The 21,212-nt window shown below is 55.3% G+C and carries 19 protein-coding genes; 6 read left to right on the top strand and 13 right to left on the bottom strand.

Annotated elements, in window-relative coordinates:
- Positions 1–14: 14 nt before the first annotated feature.
- Genes GWA01_RS02815 through GWA01_RS02805 form a run of 3 tightly spaced genes read right to left on the bottom strand, consistent with a single transcriptional unit; the run spans position 15 to position 3,579 of the window.
- Positions 15–461: a hypothetical protein gene (locus GWA01_RS02815; protein WP_146793803.1), complete on the bottom strand. Its 447-nt coding sequence runs from the start codon at positions 459–461 to the stop codon at positions 15–17.
- Positions 458–1,603: a DegT/DnrJ/EryC1/StrS family aminotransferase gene (locus GWA01_RS02810; protein WP_146793801.1), complete on the bottom strand. Its 1,146-nt coding sequence runs from the start codon at positions 1,601–1,603 to the stop codon at positions 458–460. Before GWA01_RS02810 ends, GWA01_RS02815 begins: the two co-directional genes overlap by 4 nt.
- Positions 1,600–3,579, bottom strand: a complete 1,980-nt coding sequence (locus tag GWA01_RS02805; RefSeq protein WP_146795451.1) for a polysaccharide biosynthesis protein — start codon at positions 3,577–3,579, stop codon at positions 1,600–1,602. Before GWA01_RS02805 ends, GWA01_RS02810 begins: the two co-directional genes overlap by 4 nt.
- Positions 3,580–3,648: 69 nt before the next feature.
- Between GWA01_RS02805 and GWA01_RS02800 the strand changes: the two genes are divergently transcribed.
- Complete coding sequence (locus tag GWA01_RS02800; protein ID WP_146793799.1) at positions 3,649–4,614, top strand: MraY family glycosyltransferase; 966 nt, start codon at positions 3,649–3,651, stop codon at positions 4,612–4,614.
- A 1-nt stretch (position 4,615) separates the two neighbouring features.
- Here GWA01_RS02800 and GWA01_RS02795 read toward each other — a convergent pair whose 3' ends face one another.
- Together GWA01_RS02795 and GWA01_RS02790 are read right to left on the bottom strand one after the other, a co-directional pair.
- A complete protein-coding gene (locus GWA01_RS02795; RefSeq protein WP_146793797.1) occupies positions 4,616–5,017 on the bottom strand; it encodes a MarR family transcriptional regulator in 402 nt (133 codons plus the stop codon).
- A gap of 315 nt (positions 5,018–5,332) precedes the next feature.
- Positions 5,333–6,727 (bottom strand): leucyl aminopeptidase family protein, encoded by a 1,395-nt coding sequence (locus tag GWA01_RS02790; protein ID WP_146793795.1) that lies wholly within the window; start codon positions 6,725–6,727, stop codon positions 5,333–5,335.
- Positions 6,728–6,807: 80 nt separating this feature from the next.
- Here GWA01_RS02790 and GWA01_RS02785 point away from each other — a divergent pair, with 80 nt between their 5' ends.
- The 3 genes from GWA01_RS02785 (at position 6,808) to fdxA (ending at position 10,044) form a co-directional block, all read left to right on the top strand.
- Entirely contained in the window at positions 6,808–9,342 is a 2,535-nt protein-coding gene (locus GWA01_RS02785; protein ID WP_228118296.1) for a helicase-related protein, read from the top strand.
- Positions 9,339–9,614, top strand: a complete 276-nt coding sequence (locus tag GWA01_RS02780) for an RNA-binding S4 domain-containing protein (protein WP_146795447.1) — start codon at positions 9,339–9,341, stop codon at positions 9,612–9,614. The genes GWA01_RS02785 and GWA01_RS02780 overlap by 4 nt, the downstream gene beginning before the upstream one ends.
- A 97-nt stretch (positions 9,615–9,711) precedes the next feature.
- A complete protein-coding gene (gene fdxA, locus GWA01_RS02775; protein ID WP_146793793.1) occupies positions 9,712–10,044 on the top strand; it encodes a ferredoxin FdxA in 333 nt (110 codons plus the stop codon).
- A gap of 194 nt (positions 10,045–10,238) precedes the next feature.
- On the opposite strand, the gene cyoD is transcribed toward fdxA, so the two are convergent.
- The 5 genes from cyoD to GWA01_RS02750 all read right to left on the bottom strand — a co-directional run bounded on the left by cyoD (position 10,239) and on the right by GWA01_RS02750 (position 15,361).
- Positions 10,239–10,571 carry a cytochrome o ubiquinol oxidase subunit IV gene (gene cyoD, locus GWA01_RS02770; protein ID WP_146793791.1) on the bottom strand — a complete coding sequence of 111 codons (333 nt, stop codon included), beginning with the start codon at positions 10,569–10,571 and terminating at the stop codon, positions 10,239–10,241.
- A complete protein-coding gene (gene cyoC, locus GWA01_RS02765; RefSeq protein WP_146793789.1) occupies positions 10,571–11,188 on the bottom strand; it encodes a cytochrome o ubiquinol oxidase subunit III in 618 nt (205 codons plus the stop codon). Before cyoC ends, cyoD begins: the two co-directional genes overlap by 1 nt.
- A 16-nt stretch (positions 11,189–11,204) precedes the next feature.
- Entirely contained in the window at positions 11,205–13,193 is a 1,989-nt protein-coding gene (gene cyoB / locus GWA01_RS02760) for a cytochrome o ubiquinol oxidase subunit I (protein ID WP_146793787.1), read from the bottom strand.
- A gap of 7 nt (positions 13,194–13,200) precedes the next feature.
- Positions 13,201–14,151 (bottom strand): ubiquinol oxidase subunit II, encoded by a 951-nt coding sequence (gene cyoA / locus GWA01_RS02755; RefSeq protein ID WP_146793785.1) that lies wholly within the window; start codon positions 14,149–14,151, stop codon positions 13,201–13,203.
- Between the two features lie 439 nt (positions 14,152–14,590).
- The gene (locus GWA01_RS02750; protein ID WP_146793783.1) at positions 14,591–15,361 is read right to left on the bottom strand and encodes a Bax inhibitor-1/YccA family protein; all 771 of its coding nucleotides are present in this window, start codon (positions 15,359–15,361) and stop codon (positions 14,591–14,593) included.
- A 141-nt stretch (positions 15,362–15,502) separates the two neighbouring features.
- On the opposite strand from GWA01_RS02750, the gene thpR reads away from it, so the two are divergent.
- Together thpR and GWA01_RS02740 are read left to right on the top strand one after the other, a co-directional pair.
- Positions 15,503–16,066, top strand: a complete 564-nt coding sequence (gene thpR, locus GWA01_RS02745; RefSeq protein WP_146793781.1) for an RNA 2',3'-cyclic phosphodiesterase — start codon at positions 15,503–15,505, stop codon at positions 16,064–16,066.
- On the top strand, positions 16,063–16,722 hold the full coding sequence (locus GWA01_RS02740) for a uracil-DNA glycosylase family protein (protein WP_146793779.1): 660 nt from the start codon (positions 16,063–16,065) through the stop codon (positions 16,720–16,722). The genes thpR and GWA01_RS02740 overlap by 4 nt, the downstream gene beginning before the upstream one ends.
- On the opposite strand, the gene GWA01_RS02735 is transcribed toward GWA01_RS02740, so the two are convergent.
- From GWA01_RS02735 to GWA01_RS02725, 3 genes are read right to left on the bottom strand one after another with little or no spacing between them, the layout of a single operon-like run.
- Positions 16,667–17,401: a MarC family protein gene (locus GWA01_RS02735; RefSeq protein WP_186819434.1), complete on the bottom strand. Its 735-nt coding sequence runs from the start codon at positions 17,399–17,401 to the stop codon at positions 16,667–16,669. The genes GWA01_RS02740 and GWA01_RS02735 overlap by 56 nt on opposite strands.
- Complete coding sequence (locus GWA01_RS02730; RefSeq protein WP_146793778.1) at positions 17,398–19,509, bottom strand: lysylphosphatidylglycerol synthase domain-containing protein; 2,112 nt, start codon at positions 19,507–19,509, stop codon at positions 17,398–17,400. The genes GWA01_RS02735 and GWA01_RS02730 overlap by 4 nt, the downstream gene beginning before the upstream one ends.
- Before the next feature lie 3 nt (positions 19,510–19,512).
- Positions 19,513–21,144 carry a lysine--tRNA ligase gene (locus GWA01_RS02725; RefSeq protein ID WP_146793776.1) on the bottom strand — a complete coding sequence of 544 codons (1,632 nt, stop codon included), beginning with the start codon at positions 21,142–21,144 and terminating at the stop codon, positions 19,513–19,515.
- Positions 21,145–21,212 lie beyond the last annotated feature (68 nt).

Raw genomic sequence — 21,212 nt, 5'->3', positions numbered from 1 at the left:
AAATTACCGGCGTCTCAGCGGACGCGCACGTCCTCAGGCAATAGGTCCGTAACATCTGCTTCCTTATAGGATTGCATACGGAACGGGCCGTTCACCATAGTCTGTATTCCCATCACGTCTGATCCATGATCAAACCGCCAGAGAGAGACGATCAGGGGCTCTTTCTCTGCGCTTTTCATAACCAGCACCACATTTGGGGTGATCTTATGCGGAGGCTTTCCCATTGCGGGCGGTCGCTCCCCAACGGGGCCCCAGCCTGTCGTATGGGACTGAAGCCAGAGATTGGCATTTTTTGCTTCAGAATCTGTCAGCACACGCTCGCCAGGCTCAGTCATTTCACCCGCGACAACGACGGGCAGATGCCAGGCATGAATAAGCGGCCAAGCCACAAACCAGACAATGCTGACCGGAATGAGAACAATCGCCGCAAAGGCCAAAAGGAGTTTTTGTTCGCGTCTCATGATGCCTGCTGCTCCGCCCACTGCACAACAGCATCCGTGACGCGCTTCACTTCCTGATCCGTCAGCTCCGGATGGATAGGAAGAGCCAGAACACGCTCTCCCAGACCTTCTGAAACGGGAAGGGATGCACCGTCATGATGCTCGGCATATGCGGGCTGATGATGAAGGGGTTTAGGGTAATAGACAGCCGTAGGTATTCCTGCGTTTTTCAGGAAAACCTGAAGGCTGTCGCGTTCATGTCTGTCGCGGAGCAGGATAGCATAAATGGCCCAGGCGCTCTCGCTGTTTGGAACACGCACCGGGGACTGCACCCCATCTGGCATGGCCGCATCATAAGCATCCGCAATATCAGCACGGCGTGTCAGCTCGTCGTCAAATGCATCCAGTTTTGCGAGAAGAACTGCAGCCTGAATGGTATCCAGACGGCCATTGATGCCGATACGCTCCACTTCGTAACGCGTTTTGCCCTCTCCATGCGTGCGCAGGGAACGATAGAGAGCAGCGCGTTCGTCGTCATCCGTCAGGATTGCGCCGCCGTCGCCATATCCGCCCAGTGGTTTGGAAGGGAAGAAGGAAAGTGTCGTGGCTATGGCTTCATGACCAAGCTTATGACCATGATACGAACCACCAAATGACTGCGCACAATCGGCAATTAATACCAGATCATGAAGCTTCGCCATGGCACGCAGTTCATCCCACGGTGCTGGCTGCCCAAAGAGGTCCACACCAATAATGGCGCGTGGTTCCAGTTCCTCTGCCTCAATCACGGCGGCAATACGTGCGCTGAGCGAGGAAATGCTGATCTGGAATGTTGCGGGGTCCACATCCACGAAAACCGGCGTGGCCCCTAAAAGAAGAACAACTTCAGCCGTGGCGGTATAGGTAAATGCCGGCAGAAACACAGCATCCCCCGGCCCGATCTCCTCAGCCATCAGCACCATCAGCAATGCATCGGTCCCGGAAGAGACACCAATCGCATGCTTTGCACCGCCATAGAGCGCAAGGCGATGCTCAAGTTCTTCAACCTCTGGCCCAAGTACGAAGCGGCAATGATCGAACACCGCGTCTACCCGGCGACGGATCGAGTCTTTCAAACGTGCCTGTTGTCTGGGCAGGTCAAGAAAGGCGATCGGATCGTTCATGATGCAGGAACCTCCTGTTGGGGCTGTCTGGAAGAGGATTGCATCACCGCGAGGCTGCCATCCCGGTTATGAATGAATTCAGGTACAAGCTGCTGCAAAATAAGCGTCGCAGCCCTCAGATCGCCCTCACGACACGCCCGTTCCATGTGATTCAGTGCAGCGGTCGCATCAACGATATCGACTGTTCTGGGCGTCGCGATCTTCAGCCCCGGAGCATCTGAGGGTACCGGAGCCTCACGCCCGTGAAAAAGCTCCTCAAACAGCTTTTCTCCGGGACGGAGGCCTGTGAAACGGATCTCGATGTCAATCTCGGGTTTCAAGCCCGCCAGACGGATCATCTGATAGGCAAGGTCGATGATCCGAACAGGGTCACCCATATCCAGAACGAATATGCCACCCTGACGCAGATACTGATCTGTCTGATCTTCTTCTAGGCTCGACATTGCCTGCGTACCCCGAACTGCCGCCTGCAGAACAAGCCCCACGGCCTCGGGAATCGTCATGAAATAACGGGTCATGTCGGGGTGCGTGACCGTCAGAGGCCCCCCTTGTTCAAGCTGCCTACGGAATAACGGGACAACAGAACCTGTGGAGCCAAGGACATTTCCGAATCGCACAGTGACACAGCGCATACCCTCGCCGGCCGCCCGTGCACGGACATCCAACGCCTGCCCATAGATCTCGGCACAGCGCTTGCTTGCTCCCATCAGGCTCGAAGGATTAACCGCCTTGTCCGTCGAAATCATCACCATCGCCCGAACACCGGCATCACTTGCCGCATCGGCGACGATGCGCGTTCCGACGATATTGGTCAGCAAACCTTCCAACGGATTGTCTTCAACGAGAGGCACGTGCTTGAGCGCCGCCGCATGAAAAACAAGCGCAGGTCTGTATGTAGCGAATACTTCCGTCATGCGACGGCGATCGCGAACATCCGCCAGAACTTCATGGTATTCCAGATTTGGGAAGCGCTCGGATATATCGACACTGATCTGCCACAGGGCATACTCGCTGCTCTCAAGCAAAATCAGCGCGGCTGGCTGGAATGCTGCAATCTGCCTTGCAAGCTCCGAGCCGATACTCCCGCCTGCCCCCGTGACAAAAACGACCTGCCCTCTGATCATTCGGCCCATACCATCGGCATCGAGCGTTACCGGCGGTCGATTTAGCAATTCCTCAATTGCGATTGGACGCAGTTCCATCTTCGCTGCCGGCTGCAGATCCGTCAGTTTCGGCGCGCGCTGTACCTTGATCCCATATCGTTGAGCAGAGGCAATCAGGAATGAAAGCCCGGCTCCGCGTAAATCCGGGGCCGTTACAACCAGCGCATCGGGCAAACGCTTTGCTTTTGAAAGGCGCTCCAGAATACGATCCGCTTCATTGATCTGTCCCAGAATTGGGCTGTCATGAATACGACGCCCCGCCTGCTGGGCGCCATCCGTCAACAGTCCCACAACCCGCTGGCCGCCCGGCCCGCGCTCAAGGGCGCGCATGAACAGATCAGCATCATGGTCTGCCCCCAGCAACAGAATACGCTCACTGCTTGCCGCCGCAATCCGGCGGCGCATTGCCAGGCGCCATGCCATACGCACCGCACCCAGCATTACGAGCAGCACCATGGCATGAATGATAGGGAAGGTTGGTGTCGGTATTGCGAAGCCGGAAAAATGCAACAGAAGCGAAAACAGGCAGGCACTGACGACAGAAGCACAGGCAATCTTGAAAAGATCAGCCAACCCTGAAAAACGCCAGTACTGCTGGGACATCCTGAATGGTACGCCGCTTACCAAAAGCGTGATGCCACCTCCCGCGACAAACCAGAGCGGATGGAGCAGGCCTCCATCGGGTGCAGCGAGCCAACGCGCAATTGGCGCGGCAGCTGCGGAGACAACGCCATCAAGCACAACATTAAGCGCAATCCGCCGGGTACTGGCGGTAGAGCCGGAAGTTGAAGACGAGTGCGCCTGCGAAAACAGGCCAAGCGGGAAAGACAGTTTCACATTCTCCTTATAGCGCCAAAAGCCCTGACCCCATAAAGTCCTTCCATGCCGCTATTTTTCCAGAACCTGTATTCAGGCATCAGCTTTGTCTGTTTGGGCGCGATCCTACTCTCCGCACTTCTGATTGAAATCATGATCCGTGCAGGTATCATGGATCATCCGGTTGCACGGAGTTCGCACCTTCGCCCCACTCCCAAGGGCGGAGGGATCGGGATCATCAGCGCCTTCCTGCTGTGCCTGCCACTTCAGCGCGCTGCGTACCATCTCCCGTTGCTGGACAGAAGTTCGGCCCTCCTGCTCATCGGTACGGGAACACTTGCTCTGATATCATGGCTGGACGATGTCCGCTCTTTCCCGGCGCGCTACAAACTCGGCGCACAGTTCGCGGCGGCGGCGATCGTCGTCGCTGGAACAGACAACACAGCTGTTTGGGATATCCTGTTTGTCCTGGGCGCGGTGTTTCTTACCAATGCGCTCAATTTCATGGATGGCCTCAACGGATTGGCCTCAGGCGTCATGTTGCTTGCAGCTTTCGTGCTCGCAGGCATGGGAATTGAAAGCGCAACGTTCATGCTCCTCGCAAGCAGCATTCTGGCGTTTATCCCGAGTAACTTTCCCAAGGCGCGAATCTTCATGGGTGATGTTGGGAGCCAGGCGGGCGCTCTGGTCATCGCATGGGGAGGTATGCAGGCTCACGGCGCCAGCTTCTGGCTTCTGCCTGCACTGATGAACGGCATTATCTGGGATGTCAGTTTTACCTTGATACGCCGCGCAATCGCAGGAGACAGACTTGCGGAAGCCCATCGCGGCCACTTGTATCAGCTCGCGGTCAGATCAGGCATATCGATGCCAATCGCAACATTGATGCAATGGGTATTTGTACTTTGCGGAGCAGCCGCGTTTCTCGGGGGAAAAGCGGTACCCGCTACCATAATGATCTTAGCAATCCAGGCATCCTGGACAGTTTTTATCTGCACCCGAGCCAGAGCCCGGGTGCAGGGTCGTTGGTAGTTCAGCCAGCGCGGCGTGTACGGAAACGCTCTACAGAAGCTGAAGCCGTCTCGTCCACGTTGGTCTTGGCGCCAGATGCCTCGGTCATGACCGCACGCATTTCACGCAGGAAAGTCGAACCCTTCAGGGTGCGCTGAACCAGAACCGAGCGGCGATCCAGGGGATCGACCTTGCGGCGAGCGAGATCCAGCTCGCCCAGACGGTCGAGTGCGCGGGTGATAGCAGGCTTCGAAACCTTCAGCTCAGATGCAAGGCCACGAACGGTGTGCGCTCCGTCGTGCAGGTAGCACGTCAGAAACACGCCGAGCTGGCGTGCGGACAGATCGGGACCATCCTTACGAACGAGTGCTACGATGGTGTCGCAAAGCAGATTGAGCATCTGGTCATTCTTGTTCTGTGCCATGACGTCTCTCCTCAAACAGACTGGCATGATCATGTTATTCTATCAGACAACATGATCTGCGGTGGTGCTGGCACTCAGGCCAGCGGATTTCCGTGCCCCCAAACGGGCTTCCGAAGGCAGCTTCGAACGTGACGTCCATGTGGTCTTTTTGAAACGCATACGCAAGTATGTGAGTTTCAAAACGAAATGGACTGCTCTCGGCTCCCTATCGAAACGATGAGGGGCATATGCCTGATCTAACCGCCATTTACACCCTTAGTTTTTACAACATTCGCTGCCTTGCAGGTTAATAACGCAACAAAAATGTAATAAAGATCACGGATTACTATAGTTCCGTGAAAGCATTTCGAAAACCGCACGAAGAGCGAGGGTCTCTCCACCCGCTGGACGGCCGTCACTATCGGCGTCATTCCAGGCGTAAGTGTCTATATGTGCCCACTTTTGTCCGTTTGGGACAAACCGTTGCAAATAGAGAGCTGCTGTAATTGCACCAGCAAATGGTTTTGATGAAATATTATTAAGGTCTGCAATTTGACTATCGAGCCATGCATCATAACCATGCCAGAGTGGCATTCTCCACAATGCATCGCCTGCACTGATACCCGATTCGAGCATCTGCGTGGCCAGATGACCGTCATTACTGAACAGTGCAGGAAGATCAGGCCCGAGTGCAACACGGGCTGCCCCAGTCAGGGTCGCTGCATCAAGGATATAATCGGGCTGGCTCTCCGCTGCCTCCGTTAGCAAATCGCATAACACCAGGCGCCCCTCGGCGTCCGTGTTGCCGATTTCCACATTCATACCACTTCGTGTCTGCAAAACATCACCGGGGCGCATCGCATGTCCGGACACGCTGTTCTCAACACAACCAAGCCTCAGCTCAAGATCCACATCCAAATGGGCGTCAATGGCAGCGCACATCACAGCCAACATAAGCGCCGCGCCACCCATATCCTTTTTCATCCGCAGCATTCCGGCAGCAGGCTTGAGATCATAGCCCCCCGTATCGAAACAGACCCCCTTCCCTACCAGCGAGATTCGGGGCGCGCCTTCTCTCGCCTTCCAGCGCGCGACAACCACAACCGGAGGCCGCTCGGACCCGTTCCCGACAGCAGCCAGACACGGATAGGCCGCATCGAGCTCTGCGCCACGAATCAGGCGAACGTCTGCACCGCGGCTCTCAAGCTGTTCTCGCGCTACTTCTGACAATTCGCTCGGCCCCATCAGGTTCGCAGGCGCATTGATCAGATCACGACCAAGCCTGTTTGCCGTCGCAAGGGCCACAACCCGCGGCGATACGTTTTCAGGAACAACAAGCCGAGCCTTGGGCGGCGTCGGCTTTCCAACGCGATATCTGTATTCACCCATCGAAAACCCCAGCAGGGCATTTTCCAGATACCGCACATCCAGATCATGAAGTTCTGGCAGCCAGTTGCCCTCGGGCAGCTTTTTCCCCAGTCCTCCAAAAACGGCCGGATCACGCTCTCCTTCATTCCCGACACAGAATACAGCAGCACCTGCTCCGCCGTTTTCGGGCAAAAGGGTGAAGTTCCCGGCTTTGCCCTGAAAGCCCTGTGCCTGCAGAAACCCTGCGTTCTGCCCAAGAAGTCGTTCCAGCGTCGTGCTGTCTCCAGCCCGGACAAGATGCAGGACGGAAGGCGTTCCCGCGTCTGATTGGGAAATGAAGGGAAGCTCGATCGAAGCAGTCATGAATGCTCTTTCCTGAAAAGAGCACCCGGAATGTTATCCAGGTGCTTGCTTTTGGTCCGCAGTAACCCGACCATTCAGAGATGAAGGGTGCATTCCGCGGAACCGGCTCCGGCCATCATACCATGCCTGCCCGCGTCCGTGCGGCGCTCGGCCCCACTAACACTGGCAAGACCCATTATGCCCTGACGCGCATGATGGCTCACTCGTCCGGCATCATAGGTTTTCCGTTGCGCCTCCTTGCACGGGAAAACTACGAACGACTCGTCGCAGCCAAAGGTGCAAAATCCGTCGCCCTCATCACGGGCGAGGAAAAGATCATCCCGCCCAACGCGCGCTGGTTCGCATGTACGGTCGAGGCCATGCCACTGGACCGAAAGGCCGAGTTTGTAGCGATCGACGAAATCCAGCTCGCGTCGGACCCGGACCGTGGACATGTCTTCACAGACCGCCTCCTGCATGCACGTGGAACCGTCGAAACACTCTTCCTTGGGGCGGAGACAATCAGGCCCCTGCTCCAGCGTCTTGTACCGGGAATAGAGATCGATATCCGCGAACGTCTCTCCAGTCTGGTCGGGGTCGGCGCAACCAAACTCTCTCGACTCCCGCCCCGCTCGGCAATCGTCGCTTTCTCCGCAGCCGAAGTTTATGCGCTCGCCGAAGTCATTCGCAGGCGCCGTGGAGGCTGTGCGGTCATCATGGGGCAACTCAGCCCCAGAACGCGCAATGCACAGGTCGAGCTCTATCAGAACCGGGAAGTTGACTATCTCGTCGCTACGGACGCCATCGGGATGGGCCTGAACATGGACGTCGACCATGTTGCACTGGCAGCACTGGGGAAGTTTGACGGCACGATACCCCGCCCGCTTCATCCTCAGGAAGTTGCACAAATCGCCGGACGTGCCGGACGCGGTATGAAGGATGGGACCTTCGGAACGACGGCGGACTGCCCGCCCATGTCTGCTTCCCTTGTAGAAGCAGTCGAGCAGCATCGTTTTGATCCGATCGAACGGATTTACTGGCGCAACCATGAACTGGATTTTGCCAACCCGCAGGCCCTTCTCGGGAGCCTGATGAAACCACCTCCACTACGGGGCCTCACAGCAGGGCGCGTTGCATCCGATGTAACAACGCTGGAATCCCTCATTCTCGATCCAGACATCCGGGAAGCTGCCCGAGGCAAGCGCGCGACGGCCCTTCTGTGGGAAGTCTGCCAGATCCCGGACTTCCGTAAGCTCGGTGACGATAGCCATACCCGCCTGTGCGCCCGCTTGTTTCTGCATATTCTCCGCGAGGGTGCAGTCCCTGCCAACTGGATGGACGGACACATCCGTGGGTTTGCCCGCATCGATGGAGACATAGACACACTGATGCACCGCCTCACAGGCGTACGTGTCTGCTCCTACGTGGCCGCCAGAACGGAATGGAGCCGCAATTCGACGGAGTGGCAGGCGAAAGCCCGCGAAGTTGAGGATATGCTCTCAGACGCACTCCACGAGCGTCTCACCGCCCGCTTCGTTGATCGCCGTGCCACCACGCTTCTTCGCCGCCTGGATTCGGATGGAGAGCGTGGCCTGCTGTCCGCGGTCACGCAGGATGGAGAAGTCGTGGTTGAGGGACATGCCATTGGCCGCGTTGAAGGCTTCACGCTCTGCCCGGACATCGACTCAGGCGCGGACAAACGCCTCATTCTGAAAGCAGGAAGACGCGCGCTTCTTCAGGAAATCCCACGCCGAATTCAGAATCTCCAGAGCGCCCCCGACACTGCACTGGATCTTTCAGACGACGGCATCATCACATGGGATGGTGTAAAAATTGCACGCCTGATCCCGGGGATTACATTCTTCAACCCACAACTCAGGCTGCTTCAAGGTGAGTTTACGGACACGGCACAGCGTGATCGGGTCATTGAACGCCTGGACCAGTTTGTTCAGGCTAAAATCCGTCAGCACTTCAAACCACTGTTCGATGCCCAAGCCGCAATCTCGGACCATGCACCACTAAGAGGCATTTTGCACCGCCTTCACGAAGACGGAGGACTGACTCAGCCTCTTCACGCTGACCATACTCTTCCGCGCAAGCTCAAGAGCATTTTGCAGCGTAGCGGTATTCAGATTGGCCGCTTTGCTGTTTTCTGCCCATCCATTCTCAAACCGGCGCCAATAAAGCTGCTTACACTGCTGACGTCGCTACGGTCAGGAAAAGCCATGACCGCGGCGGAACCAGGACGCGTCTCGATCCCACGGGATCAGGGCGCAAACTTACCCGGATGGATTTCGGCAGGCAGCGTGTGCATCAGGATTGATGTCGCTGAGAAGCTTGTTTCGGAGATCGAAACGCTCGTGAAAAGCTCTGACCGACCCGCCCCTCAATGGATAACGTCCAGATGTGGCGTACGATCGGATATTCTTCCAGAAATCCTTCGTGGGCTACGCGTCCCCCATAAGGTCGCAGGGAAAATAGATCGCAAATATTTCGGCCCACCCGCTCCCCTTATGCTCCTGAAGCCGCAGGCAGCCCATCAACGCAAAGCACGACAGAAAACAACACCCATTCTCACCCGATACGACAACAGCCCGTTTGCTGCCCTGGCAGAGTGGAAGGAGAAAGTCTTCTGATGAGCGATTACCAGCGACTGGATCAATGGCTTTATTATGCAAGAGTCGCGAAAACCCGCTCTCTATGCGCGGCAATCGTGTCCAAGGGGCGCATCCGTATCAACCGCCAGGTAACGGACAAACCCCATGCCAAACTACGTGTGGGAGACGTTCTGACACTCCCTCTGCGCCCCCAGGAACCCATCCGGGTATGGCGTATTGCGGAGCTGGGTTGCAGGCGCGGCCCAGCGGCAGAAGCGTCTCAGCTATACGAGATAATTCAAGAAGAGTGATAAGCCGCTTGCCAGAGCGCCGAAAGGTCCGCATATCATCCCGGCATCGTATGAAATAGGCCGTAGTGGCGGGCCTGAGAGAGGATCGGAGACAGCAATGACCTATGTAGTCACGGAAAACTGCATTCGCTGCAAGTTCATGGATTGTGTAGAAGTTTGCCCTGTCGACTGCTTCTACGCTGGTGAAAATTTCCTCGTCATCAACCCGGACGAATGTATCGACTGCGGTGTGTGCGAACCGGAATGCCCAGCTGAAGCCATTTTCCCGGACAGTGACAACCGCGCAACTGCATGGCTGGAAATCAATTCCAAGTATGCAGCACAGTGGCCGAATATCACCCGCAAGGGCGATGCTCCGGCAGATGCAGAAGAATGGAAAGACAAGCCAGGCAAGGCAGCGATGCTCTCCGAGGCCCCTCACAAAGACTGATACGCGAAGGGCTGTTACAACAGCCCCGTCGCCGGTCTCTATAAATTCCAAAAAAGGCGCACCCAATTGGTGCGCTTTTTTTATGCCTGATTAATCAGGCCATTTGCCAGCACTATGCGCGAAGGAAGCACAAATAAAAAAGGGCCGACAGAATTTCTTCTGCCGACCCTTCTCACAAGATTTCCGAAGAAACCTTAGCGGGACATCATATTGATGGCCGTGTCATGCATGATGAACATCGTGCCACCGATCAGGATAACGACGGAACCAGCGGCAAAAAGGAATGCCATGAGGTTCCAGCCCTGCTCGGAGCGGCTGTTCAGATGCAGGAAGAACACGAGATGCACGACAATCTGTACGATTGCGAGAACCGCGAGCGCTCCCAGTGTCGCTCCGGGTGGCAGCAGGTGCATCATGACTGCAGCGAAAGACGCAACAGTCAGGATTACTGCCAGCACGAAGCCGATGAAGTAAGCGGAGTATGAGCCGTGGCTCTCTCCGGCAGCGCTTGTGTGACCCTGGGACATTACATCACCCCTGCGAGATAAACGAAGGAGAACACGCAGATCCAGACGATGTCGAGAAAATGCCAGAACAGGCTGAGGCAGGTCAGCTTGCTGATCATTCTCTGGGACAAGCCCTGCGGACCCAGCACCTGAACCATCAGCACAACCATCCAGATCAGACCGCAGGTGACATGCAGACCGTGCGTGCCGACCAGCGTGAAGAATGCGGAAAGGAAGGCAGACCGATCAGGACCGTTACCTTCTGCGATCATGTGAGAGAATTCGCTCACCTCAAGACCGACGAAGGAAAGGCCGAGAACGAAAGTTACTGCCAGCCAGACCAGCAGCATCGTCTTGTTCTTCGCCGCAGCACTGAGCGACGCAAAACCGTACGTGATCGACGAGAACAGCAGGATGGCCGTCTCAATCCCGACATTCGTTAGGTCAAAGAGCTCCTTGCCTGACGGGCCACCAGCAAACTGGTTCCGGAGAACAGCGAATGCAGCGAATATGGATCCAAAAAGGATACAATCCGTCATCAGGTAGAGCCAGAACCCGAACACTACCGGTGATTCATGGTGATGTTCACCATGATCAGCGGCATGTCCGTGAGGCGACATGGTTGCTTCGTGAGCCATAGGTCTATTGCCCCTCTTATTCAGCCGCCTGGGCGGCAGCGATACGACGGGAATAAGCCTCCTCGTCATGGCTGATTTCGCTAACCGGGACATAGTAATCGATGTCACGGTTTGCACTGCGCAGGATCACGGTTGCGGCAATGCCGACCAGACCCAGAGCAGCCAGCCACCAGATGTACCAGATGGAACCAAATCCAAGCAGGAAGCTGAACACACCGACGAAGAAACCAGCAGAGGTGTTCTTCGGCATATGGATCGGCTCAAGCGGCTTGTTGTAACCACGACGGCCAAGCTGCTTTTCTGTGTGGAAGCTGTCGATGCCGTGCACATCCGGGATCACCGCAAAGTTGTAGTGCGGCGGCGGGGAAGAGACGGCCCATTCCAGCGTACGGCCATTCCATGGGTCACCTGTGAGATCAAGGTTCTCAGGCAGGTTACGGTCACGGATAGAAACGTAGAGCTGGGTAAGCTGGCAGACGATACCAAGAGCGATAACGATCGCACCTGCTTCGGCCACAAGCAGCCAAGGATACCAGTCAGGATTGTCATAGTGGTTCATACGACGCGTCATACCCTCGAGGCCGAGAATATAAAGCGGAACGAACGCAAGATAGAAACCAATGAACCAGCACCAGAAAGCGCGCTTGCCCCATGCTTCATTAAGCTTGAAGCCGAATGACTTCGGGAACCAGAAACCCATGCCCGCGATGTAACCGAAATACACGCCGCCGATGATGACGTTGTGGAAATGGGCAATCAGGAACAGGGAGTTATGCAGGATCCAGTCAGCGGCAGGCATAGCCATCATGACGCCCGTCATGCCACCGATGGAGAAGGTGATCATGAAGCCGATCGTCCAGTACATTGGTGCCGTGAATTCCACGCGGCCCTTATACATGGTGAACAGCCAGTTAAAGATCTTCACACCCGTTGGCACTGCGATGACCATCGTCATGATGCCAAAGAAGGTGTTGACGTTTGCGCCTGCACCCATCGTGAAGAAGTGATGGACCCAGACCACGAAGGACAGGACCATGATGGAGCATGTTGCGTAGACCATCGTGTTGTAGCCGAAAAGGGGCTTACGCGAGAAGGTCGACGTGACTTCGGAGAAAACACCGAAAGCAGGAAGGATGAGAATGTAGACTTCCGGATGACCCCACGTCCAGATCATGCTCAGATAAAGCATGACGTTTCCGCCGCCGTCATTCGTGAAGAAGTGCATTCCAAGATAACGGTCAAGGCTGAGCATACCCAGCGTAACAGTCAGAACCGGGAAGGACACCAGGATCAGAACCGTGGTGCAGAATGCCGTCCAGGTAAAGATCGGCATATGCATCCAGCCCATGCCAGGTGCACGCATCTTCACGATGGTCGTGAAGAAGTTCACGCCCGTCAGAAGCGTACCGACACCGGAAAGCTGAACCGCCCAGATATAGTAGTCAACGCCGACGCCGGGGCTGAACTGCATTTCTGAAAGCGGAGGATACACGAGCCAGCCAGCCTGAGCGAATTCACCGATGAACAGCGAAATATTGATCAGGACCGCTGAAACGAGCGTCATGTAGAAGCTCAGCGAGTTCAGGAACGGGAACGCGACGTCGCGTGCGCCGATCTGAAGCGGAACCACCACGTTCATCAGACCAGTCATGAACGCCATGGCCATGAAGAAGATCATGATGGTGCCATGAGCAGAGAAGATCTGGTCGTAATGATGAGGAGGCAGGTAACCGGGATTGCCTGCATAAGCTAGCGCAAGCTGGGTACGCATCATGATGGCATCCGCGAAACCGCGGAAGAGCATAACAATGGCGAGGATGATGTACATCACGCCCAGCTTCTTGTGGTCAACCGAGGTCAGCCACTCACGCCAGAGGTAGCCCCATTTACCAAAATAGGTAACGAGCCCCAGCACGGCGATGCCGATGACAGCCACACCAATAAACGTGCCGACAAGAATCGGCACATCAAATGGTATGGCTGAAAGGGAGAGTTTTCCGAGCATCTGTCGGTTATTCCTTCATGCCAGTGTCGGACGGTGCAGCGTTTGAAGCAGACTGCATGTGCATGACCTTGCCCGTCGTCTTATCCACCATCATGCCGTTGTTATACTTGGCAACGATGCCGTCGAAGAGTTCCGGCTGGACATGCGCGAAATACTGAACCGGTGCAGCTTCCTGCGGTGCGGCGTATTTCGGGTAGGTCGTGTTGTCGAGGCTTTCTTCGCCGCCCTTAACCTTCTCAACCCAGCTGTTGAACTGGTCCGAAGACATGGCAAGGGTACGGAAGTTCATGTCAGAGAAACCGCGGCCACTGAAGTGAGATGCTTCACCCAGGTAGTCACCCGGCGCGCTGGCCAGGAGATGAAGCTGGGTCTGCTGTCCCGGCATGGCATAGACCATCGAACCCAGACGGGGCACGAAAAACGATGTCATGACGGTATCGGAAGTGATCTGGAAATTCAGCGGTGTGTTCGTCGGCACGTCGAGCTGGTTGATCGTAGCGATCCCCAGATCCGGGTAGATGAACATCCACTTCCAGTCCAGTGCAACAACCTGAACGTTCAGAGGCTTGACATTATCCGCCGTCTGCAGGGGACGGTAAGGATCGAATGCGTGTGTGGACCACCAGCTAATTGCACCAAGAAGTACGATCAGAACAGTTGGGACACCCCAAACGACATATTCAATCTTGGTCGAGTGATCCCACGTCGGGAGATACTCGGCCTCGGTGTTGGAAGCGCGATACTTCCAAGCGAAGTAGAGGGTTGCGATGCAAGTCGGAACCACGATGCACATCATGATGGCAAATTCTGCCAACATTACATCACGGTTCATTTCTGCGATCGGACCACGCGGCTGAAGCAGATCAACCGTGCAACCCGACAGCATCAGTGCAGGCAACGCTGGGAGGAGTCGCCAGAGTTTTTTCATGGGTCCTGCTTTCATCAATCGTTCCGGCATTTTTCGATCGCCGGGAAACGGTTTGACACGATCAGGGTCGCATCAGAGCTGCCGAACGCTGCCATAATCTGCTGCCTTTCTCGTTCGTATCCTGACGTCAGGAACCGGACCAGAAGATCCGCCCCTGAAATTCATTCAGCACGGGACACGGTTGTCCCGGTTCCTTGGGTTTTATTCCGCCTGAATCGCCCGGAAGACAAGGCTTATCACGGGTTCCGTGAGGCACACCCCGAACCCCTGCATACTCTAGAAAATGGCTGTTTTTCGCCACATTTCAGGCAATTAATGTTTTCATTAACCGAGAAAGTTACAACTTTTTAATGTGAACATTCTCAGATGTGGCCAAATTAATTCAAGACCTTTTTGGTCCTGAAAACAGAAAGAGAGCCAACATTGACTGTTAGCTCTCTTTTTCGTGATTGACGAAGACCAAGTAATTTCAATCGTTGTTACTGGACCGTACGCCGGTGAACTGCAGGAGAAACTGAAAAAGATTAACGAAATTCAGATACATCGAAAGAGCATCATAAATGCTGCGCTTTCCAAGCTCGTCAGGAGCCGCATAACCGGCTGACTGCTGATACGTTATCTTGATACGCTGCGTATCGTAAGCTGCGAGGACAGTGAAGATACCCACGCCCAATAGTGAAACCAGCATCCCGAGCGCATTACTGTGCAGGAAGATGTTCACGACAGACGCAATGATGATCCCGATCAGACCCATAAACAGAAAAGATCCGAGTCGGCTCAAATTGCTACCCGTCACATATCCCCATAGCGACATCGCGCCGAACATTGAGGCCGTAATGAAGAACGTACGAGCGACCGAAACGCCCGTATACGCCATCAGGAGGGACGACATGCTCGCGCCCATCGCAACGCTGAAGAGTACAAAAATACCCTGCACGGCAGGACGGGAAAGACGGTTGATGCCAAATGAAAGCACCATCACGAACGCCAGCGGCGTGAACATGCTGATAAGACCAAGCAAGGTCGGTCGCTGCGCTAGGGCGCCATTAGGCATTTCCACAACGTGGAAGAAGAGAGCGCGCAGACTGGTCTCGGCCACACCGTATGCAACCACACCCGTTGTAACGAGCCCGATTGCCATCCAGTTGAAGACACGAAGCATGTATGCACGCAGACCTGCGTCCATGCTGCCGACCCCGGCCTGCCCACGGGCTGCGCTGAAGTTCGAATTGAAAGCCATGACACCTTTTTCCAAAGATGGCCTCTTGCGAGGCACTTGACGAACCGTAATGGTCCACATTCCACTCAGATGTGGTGTTTTTCCACCGCGGGTCAAGAATATCCCGCGTCTTTAAGCGTTCTGGAAGGAGCGACCCGTCTTATGAGACTATTTGTCGCGCTTCACCTCCCCCCTGCCCTGCGTGAAGCTCTTAGCCTGCTCAGAGGTTCAATGCCCGGAGTTGAATGGGTTCCGGCACCTAACTATCACATAAGCCTTCGGTTCATTGGAGAAATTACGGATCGACACGTGATGCAGGAAATCGATCTGGCACTCGGGCGGCTCTCTTGGAAACCTTTTGAAGCGACCCTCACAGGTGCTCTTCTTAAAGAAGGGTCAACAATGGACAGCCTGGCCCTTGGCGTGGAGCGTTCTTCGGAGCTTGATACGCTGCAATCCCAGATCGAGAGTCTTTTGAGACGCGCCGGGCTTTCTCCCGCAAAACGCCGCTTTCAGCCACATGTTACCCTTGGGCACCTGCGGACAACAGAACGACCGGCAGCCATTCGGTGGGTTCAATCCCATAACCTTTTCCGGGGCAAACCCATGCAGATCGAGCACGTTACGCTCTTTGAATCACTGCGCGGTTACGAGGAACAGATCTACGTACCTCGGGCGGAATATGCCTGGAATCCTGCCTTACAGCTATCAGTCGAGGACGAATGACAGAGAGATCGACCCGTGCCTTACAACTGAATGCATTGGTCGATGAAGTTCGAAAATGCCGGGTATGCGAAGCTTTTCTGCCGCTTGGGGCACGCCCGCTCATTCATGTTTCGGCTAAATCCCGAATACTGATTGCGAGTCAGGCTCCTGGAACCAAAGCACACTTAAGCGGAAAGTCATTTTTCGATCCATCTGGGGATCGACTTCGCAGTTGGCTCCAGATGCTTCCCGAACAGTTTTATGACACGGGGCAAATTGCGATCCTACCCATGGGCCTATGCTACCCCGGACGCCTGCCACAAGGTGGAGACAGACCGCCAAGGCCAGAATGTGCACCGCTATGGCGCGATAAAATCCTGTCGCTAATGCCCGACATCCAACTTACTCTTCTGGTTGGAAGCTACTCCCAGCATCACGTTCTGGGACGAGGATCTGTTACAGATCGGGTAAAGAATTTTCGGGATTACCTGCCACGTTATTTTCCCCTGCCCCATCCATCCTGGCGGACGGGTATTTGGGAAAAACGCAATCTTTGGTTTCAGGAGGATGTAATTCCTGAACTACGTCGGCGCACCCATGACATTCTGAAAAATTCGGAGGTCAGTGCTTCGGACGAGCAGCTTCTGCACTCACGGAATGCACAAAATCCCACATAAAGCCCTGAAGGCCAGATGCCATAATCTGGATACCAATCGCCAACAGAATAAGAGCGGCCAGACGACTGACAATTCGTGCACCCGTCACACCCAGCATGGCCACCACGCGCTCTGAATATGTATAAACCGCAAGAACAACAACCGAAATGGCAACTGCGGCAACAGACACTCCGATATAGTAATGCCAGGCCGATATCTGCGGCGGGCACGAAGAACTCAACGCAATCGCTACTGATATACTGCCTGGGCCAACAGTAAACGGCATTGCGAGCGGGAAAAATGCCCGTTCGCGCAGATCAGGAGCTGCAACAGTACGTCCGCCTTGTAGTGCTTGCTTTTCTTTTCTGGCTTCACTGGCTTCCGGAGCCTGAAGCATCACCCAGGCGCGCGAAGCCACCACCAGGCCACCACTGACTCTCAGGGCATTCATGCTTATGCCGAAAAAAACAAGTATCCAGCTTCCAAACCAGATTGAAACAAGAAGGATCACCAGCGAATAAAATGCGACGATCTTAGCAAGTGCACGGATTTCGCTCGGTTCACGACCTTCCGTTGCCTGAGCAAAGATGAGCGAGGCACCAAGTGGGTTCACGATTGAAAACAAAGCCGGAAAAGCAATCAGAAGGCTATTGAAAACCCCACTCACGCCACCAACCAGAGGGCCACCCATTGCACTCATGAGCGTGGAGCGCTGGATGCCGGATTCGAAACCTGCATGGATGCCCTTTTCCGGGCGCGACGCTCCTCACCACTCAGAAATGCGCGCAACGCCCTATAATCCTCTGAAAAGCAGCAGATCGTTCCTGCTGGTCCACTTGGGCACACAGTCAGTCCAAGGTCATTGTAAACGGCAATAAGAGATTGTCCGACGCTCACGAAAGCAAGGCGCTTGCCCTCTTGCAGCGCAAAATCCCTTAGGCGCCAGATTGCCGCAATGCTGTTGCGTTCTGCGCCTGCAGGATCTCCCAGCCCAATGATGAACTGGCCTGTGCGAAGAAACGGAATGGCTGCACGGCCCGCTTCATCATGCAACAATCCGTTAGGGCGGCGACAACCAAATTCCTGCAACGCGTGCGCGAGGCTTCGATATTCGCGTTCGTTTTCACTGTTCCAGAGTTCGAAACGAATGCGCGCCCTGCCCATTCCACGCCACAGAGCGAACAGGCCACAAAGTGCGGAAATGGCCAAAAACCAACGCCCGACTGCGGTGTGGGCATCATAGATCATGGAGCGCCACCAGATCGGCCCGAGATGACGCTGCACCGCAACCCATCCAACGCCCGCCAGACCCAGCAACCAAAGTGAAATCGGGGCGAGCATCGAGGGAGACAGTGGCGCCACAAGCAGATGTGCTCGGCGATAATAGCAGTTACGGAAAGGCGCCAGAAGCAGCATGACCAGAGCCAGCACTACAGACGCCTCCCAGAGCGCGTGGCGCAGCGTCATCAGAACGATACCTGCCGTTAGCACACCAAGTGACACTTTCCACGCCAGTGCCACACGTTGCGACAGGCCAACAGCCAACCCGACCAGCGAGACACCCACTACACTGAGAAGCAGATCGGCAATCTGTGCAATACCTATGGCGAGCGCACTTCCAATATGCGGCAAAGGTGCAGCCAGAGCATAAATCAGCAAAAGAACACCAACGACCGCCTGCACACCCGTCGCAACGGCTACAGAGAAATCTGCTTCGGATTCCCGAATAACCTGACTGGGCCGGACGCGCGGCGGGTATTTGTCTTTCTCTATCAGCGCCTGCTCACCGCGCAGGAATATCTCATGCCCGGCGAACATCAACCCAGCCATTACAAGCGGGATAATGTAATAAAACAGACGAAATACCAGTATGGCGCCCATGATCCGCGGCACCGGCAGATAAGGCTGTAGTGCAAGCAGCATGGCACTATCAAAGACGCCAAGCCCACCAGGTACACTCGCAACCAGCCCTGCCGTATAAGACGCGATATAGATGGCGAGAAACGTACCAAATCCAAAATGTGCTTCAGGCGGCAGCGTCGGCAGAACGCAATAGGCTATAAGTGCTGTTGCAGACATATCTGCGGCACTGACAATGATCTGCGAGAGTGCGAGCCCCATGCCGGGCAATTCAATGATGTGCCCACGGAAATTGAGCTCACGCTTGCGCCGTGACACCGCCACATACGCGATTAACGAGCCTAGGCACCCTGCACCGATAAGGCGCAGAACAAATGCAGGCAGGCATGACAGCACAGGGATGACATGCGGCTCAAAGAGCAGAATTGACCCGACGAGCGCCAGCGTGCCCAGGAGATATGTTGCCGAGCAGAATGCGATGATCTGCGCGATGGCCCCCGGCGCGACACCCCAACTTCGGTACAGCCGAAATCTTACCGCTGCACCGGAAATCGCGGCGCAACCAAGATTGTGGGACAGGACATAAGAGCAAAAAGCCGCAAATGCCGAGCGTCGATAGGAAATATCCGCCTTAACATGGAGGCAAGCCAGACGATCGTAGAACGACAAAATGACATAGGAGAGAACTGTTGCGCCAAGCCCCGCCAGCAAAGAACTGGACGAAATACCGCGAACACTCTCTTCCACATCATGGAAAGAGAGGTGCCGCAGTTCTCTCCAGATCACGAAAACAGCAGCGACCAGAAGCACCAGTCCCACCATAGCCGGCGCACGCGATAATATCCTGCGCAGACGGCTTACAGTGGCGACGTCCTCTTCCTCCATGCACCCTTCCGAGGGGCGAAGAAGGTCTTTATCCTGCCATTCTTCTTGCATGTTGGCCATCATGCCTCAGTTCTGCGGGGTCTCTGCCGTCACTTCGAGAGCCGGACGTGCGAGAGCTTCTTCAATCAGCTTTACTGTTTCGGGCAACCCGAACAGAGACGCAAAAATTCCGAAACGCGGGCCTTCACTCTGGCCAAGCAGGACTTCGTAGAGGCAGCCGAACCAGGAACGTAGCTCCGATTTCGCAAAATAACGCTTCCCAACCTCAAAAACCACATCCTGCACTTCGCCGGGAGTGGAGCTTACGGGAACATCTGCAAGTGCTGCGGCGAGATCAACCAAACCTTTGCGCTCTGTCTCTGTGGGTGCACGGTAGACCTTCGTTGGACGCACGCGCTCCTGAAAATAGGTCAGCGCATGATTAACGAGCTTATCAACATATGGATGGGATTCCGGTGAAAGTGTCGGATCATACCGACGCAGGAATTTCCAGAGCGTATCCGGCGTCTCGGCATTGGCGACGTCTGCAAGATTCAACAAAGCTGTAAAGGAAACCGGGCTTGTATCCTGCGGCCTGATCGTACCGCCATGGATGAACCAGACCGGGTTGGCCTTAAGATCATTGCCTTCCTGCGTCTCAGCCTTCTGGACGAGTGTCAGATAATCGTCCGTCGCACGCGGGATAACGTCAAAAAACAGGCGTTTGGCACGTGCAGGCTGCTGGAACATATATTGAGAAAGACTCTCGGGCGTTCCGTAACGCAGCCACTCTTCAACAGACAGCCCATTGCCCTTGGACTTGCTGATCTTCTGTCCCTGTGCGTCAAGGAACAGCTCGTATGTCAGACCGGCAGGCGGCTTCTTGCCCAGAATGCGGCATATCTTGGAAGACAGTTTCACACTGTCGATCAGATCTTTGCCTGACATTTCATAGTCCACACCCAGTGCAAACCAGCGCATCGCCCAGTCGGCTTTCCACTGCATCTTTGCATGGCCACCATAGACAGATGTCTCGAATGTCTTGCCAGCATCGTCCTTCCACGTGACCGTACCAGCGTCCGCATCAAACGCGATCAATGGCACCTGCATGACCTGCCCGGTCTCAGGGTGGATCGGAAGAACTGGAGAATAGGTCGCGCGCCGCTCGGCGCCCAGTGTCGGCAGAATGACGGAGACAACTTCGTCATGAACTTCAAGCATCCGCTTGAGAGCAGCGTCAAAAGTGCCATTCGCATAATATTCAGTAGAAGATGCGAACTCGTACTCGAAGCCAAAGCTGTCCAGAAACTGGCGAAGACGGGCATTGTTGTGCGCAGAAAAGCTCTCGTACTCACCAAATGGATCAGGAATACGAGAGAGCGGAAGGCCGATATGCTTCGTCAGCATTTCCTGCTGCGGGACATTTGTCGGAACCTTGCGCAACGCATCCATGTCGTCGGAAAAAGCAAGGAGGCGCGTTGAACGCCCGGTGAGAGCTTCATATGCCTGTCGCACCCAGGTTGTACGCGCAACCTCTCCAAACGTCCCGATATGCGGGAGGCCAGACGGACCATAGCCGGTCTCGAGGAGCACAGGTTTGCTGGCATCGCGCGCACCAACGTGCTCGACGATTTTTCGGGCTTCCTCAAATGGCCAGGCTTTAGGCAGCTGGGCATCAGGAGAGAGTAAGGGTGCGGCGGTGTCTGGAAAAGTCTGCATAATTACCGGAAAATTTAGGGAGCGCGAGAAGTTTGGTCAAGCAAGCCCTTTGACGGAACTGCTCAATC

Source organism: Gluconobacter wancherniae NBRC 103581, assembly GCF_007988885.1.
GTDB lineage: Bacteria > Pseudomonadota > Alphaproteobacteria > Acetobacterales > Acetobacteraceae > Gluconobacter > Gluconobacter wancherniae.
This window is presented reverse-complemented; position numbering and strand designations above follow the sequence as displayed.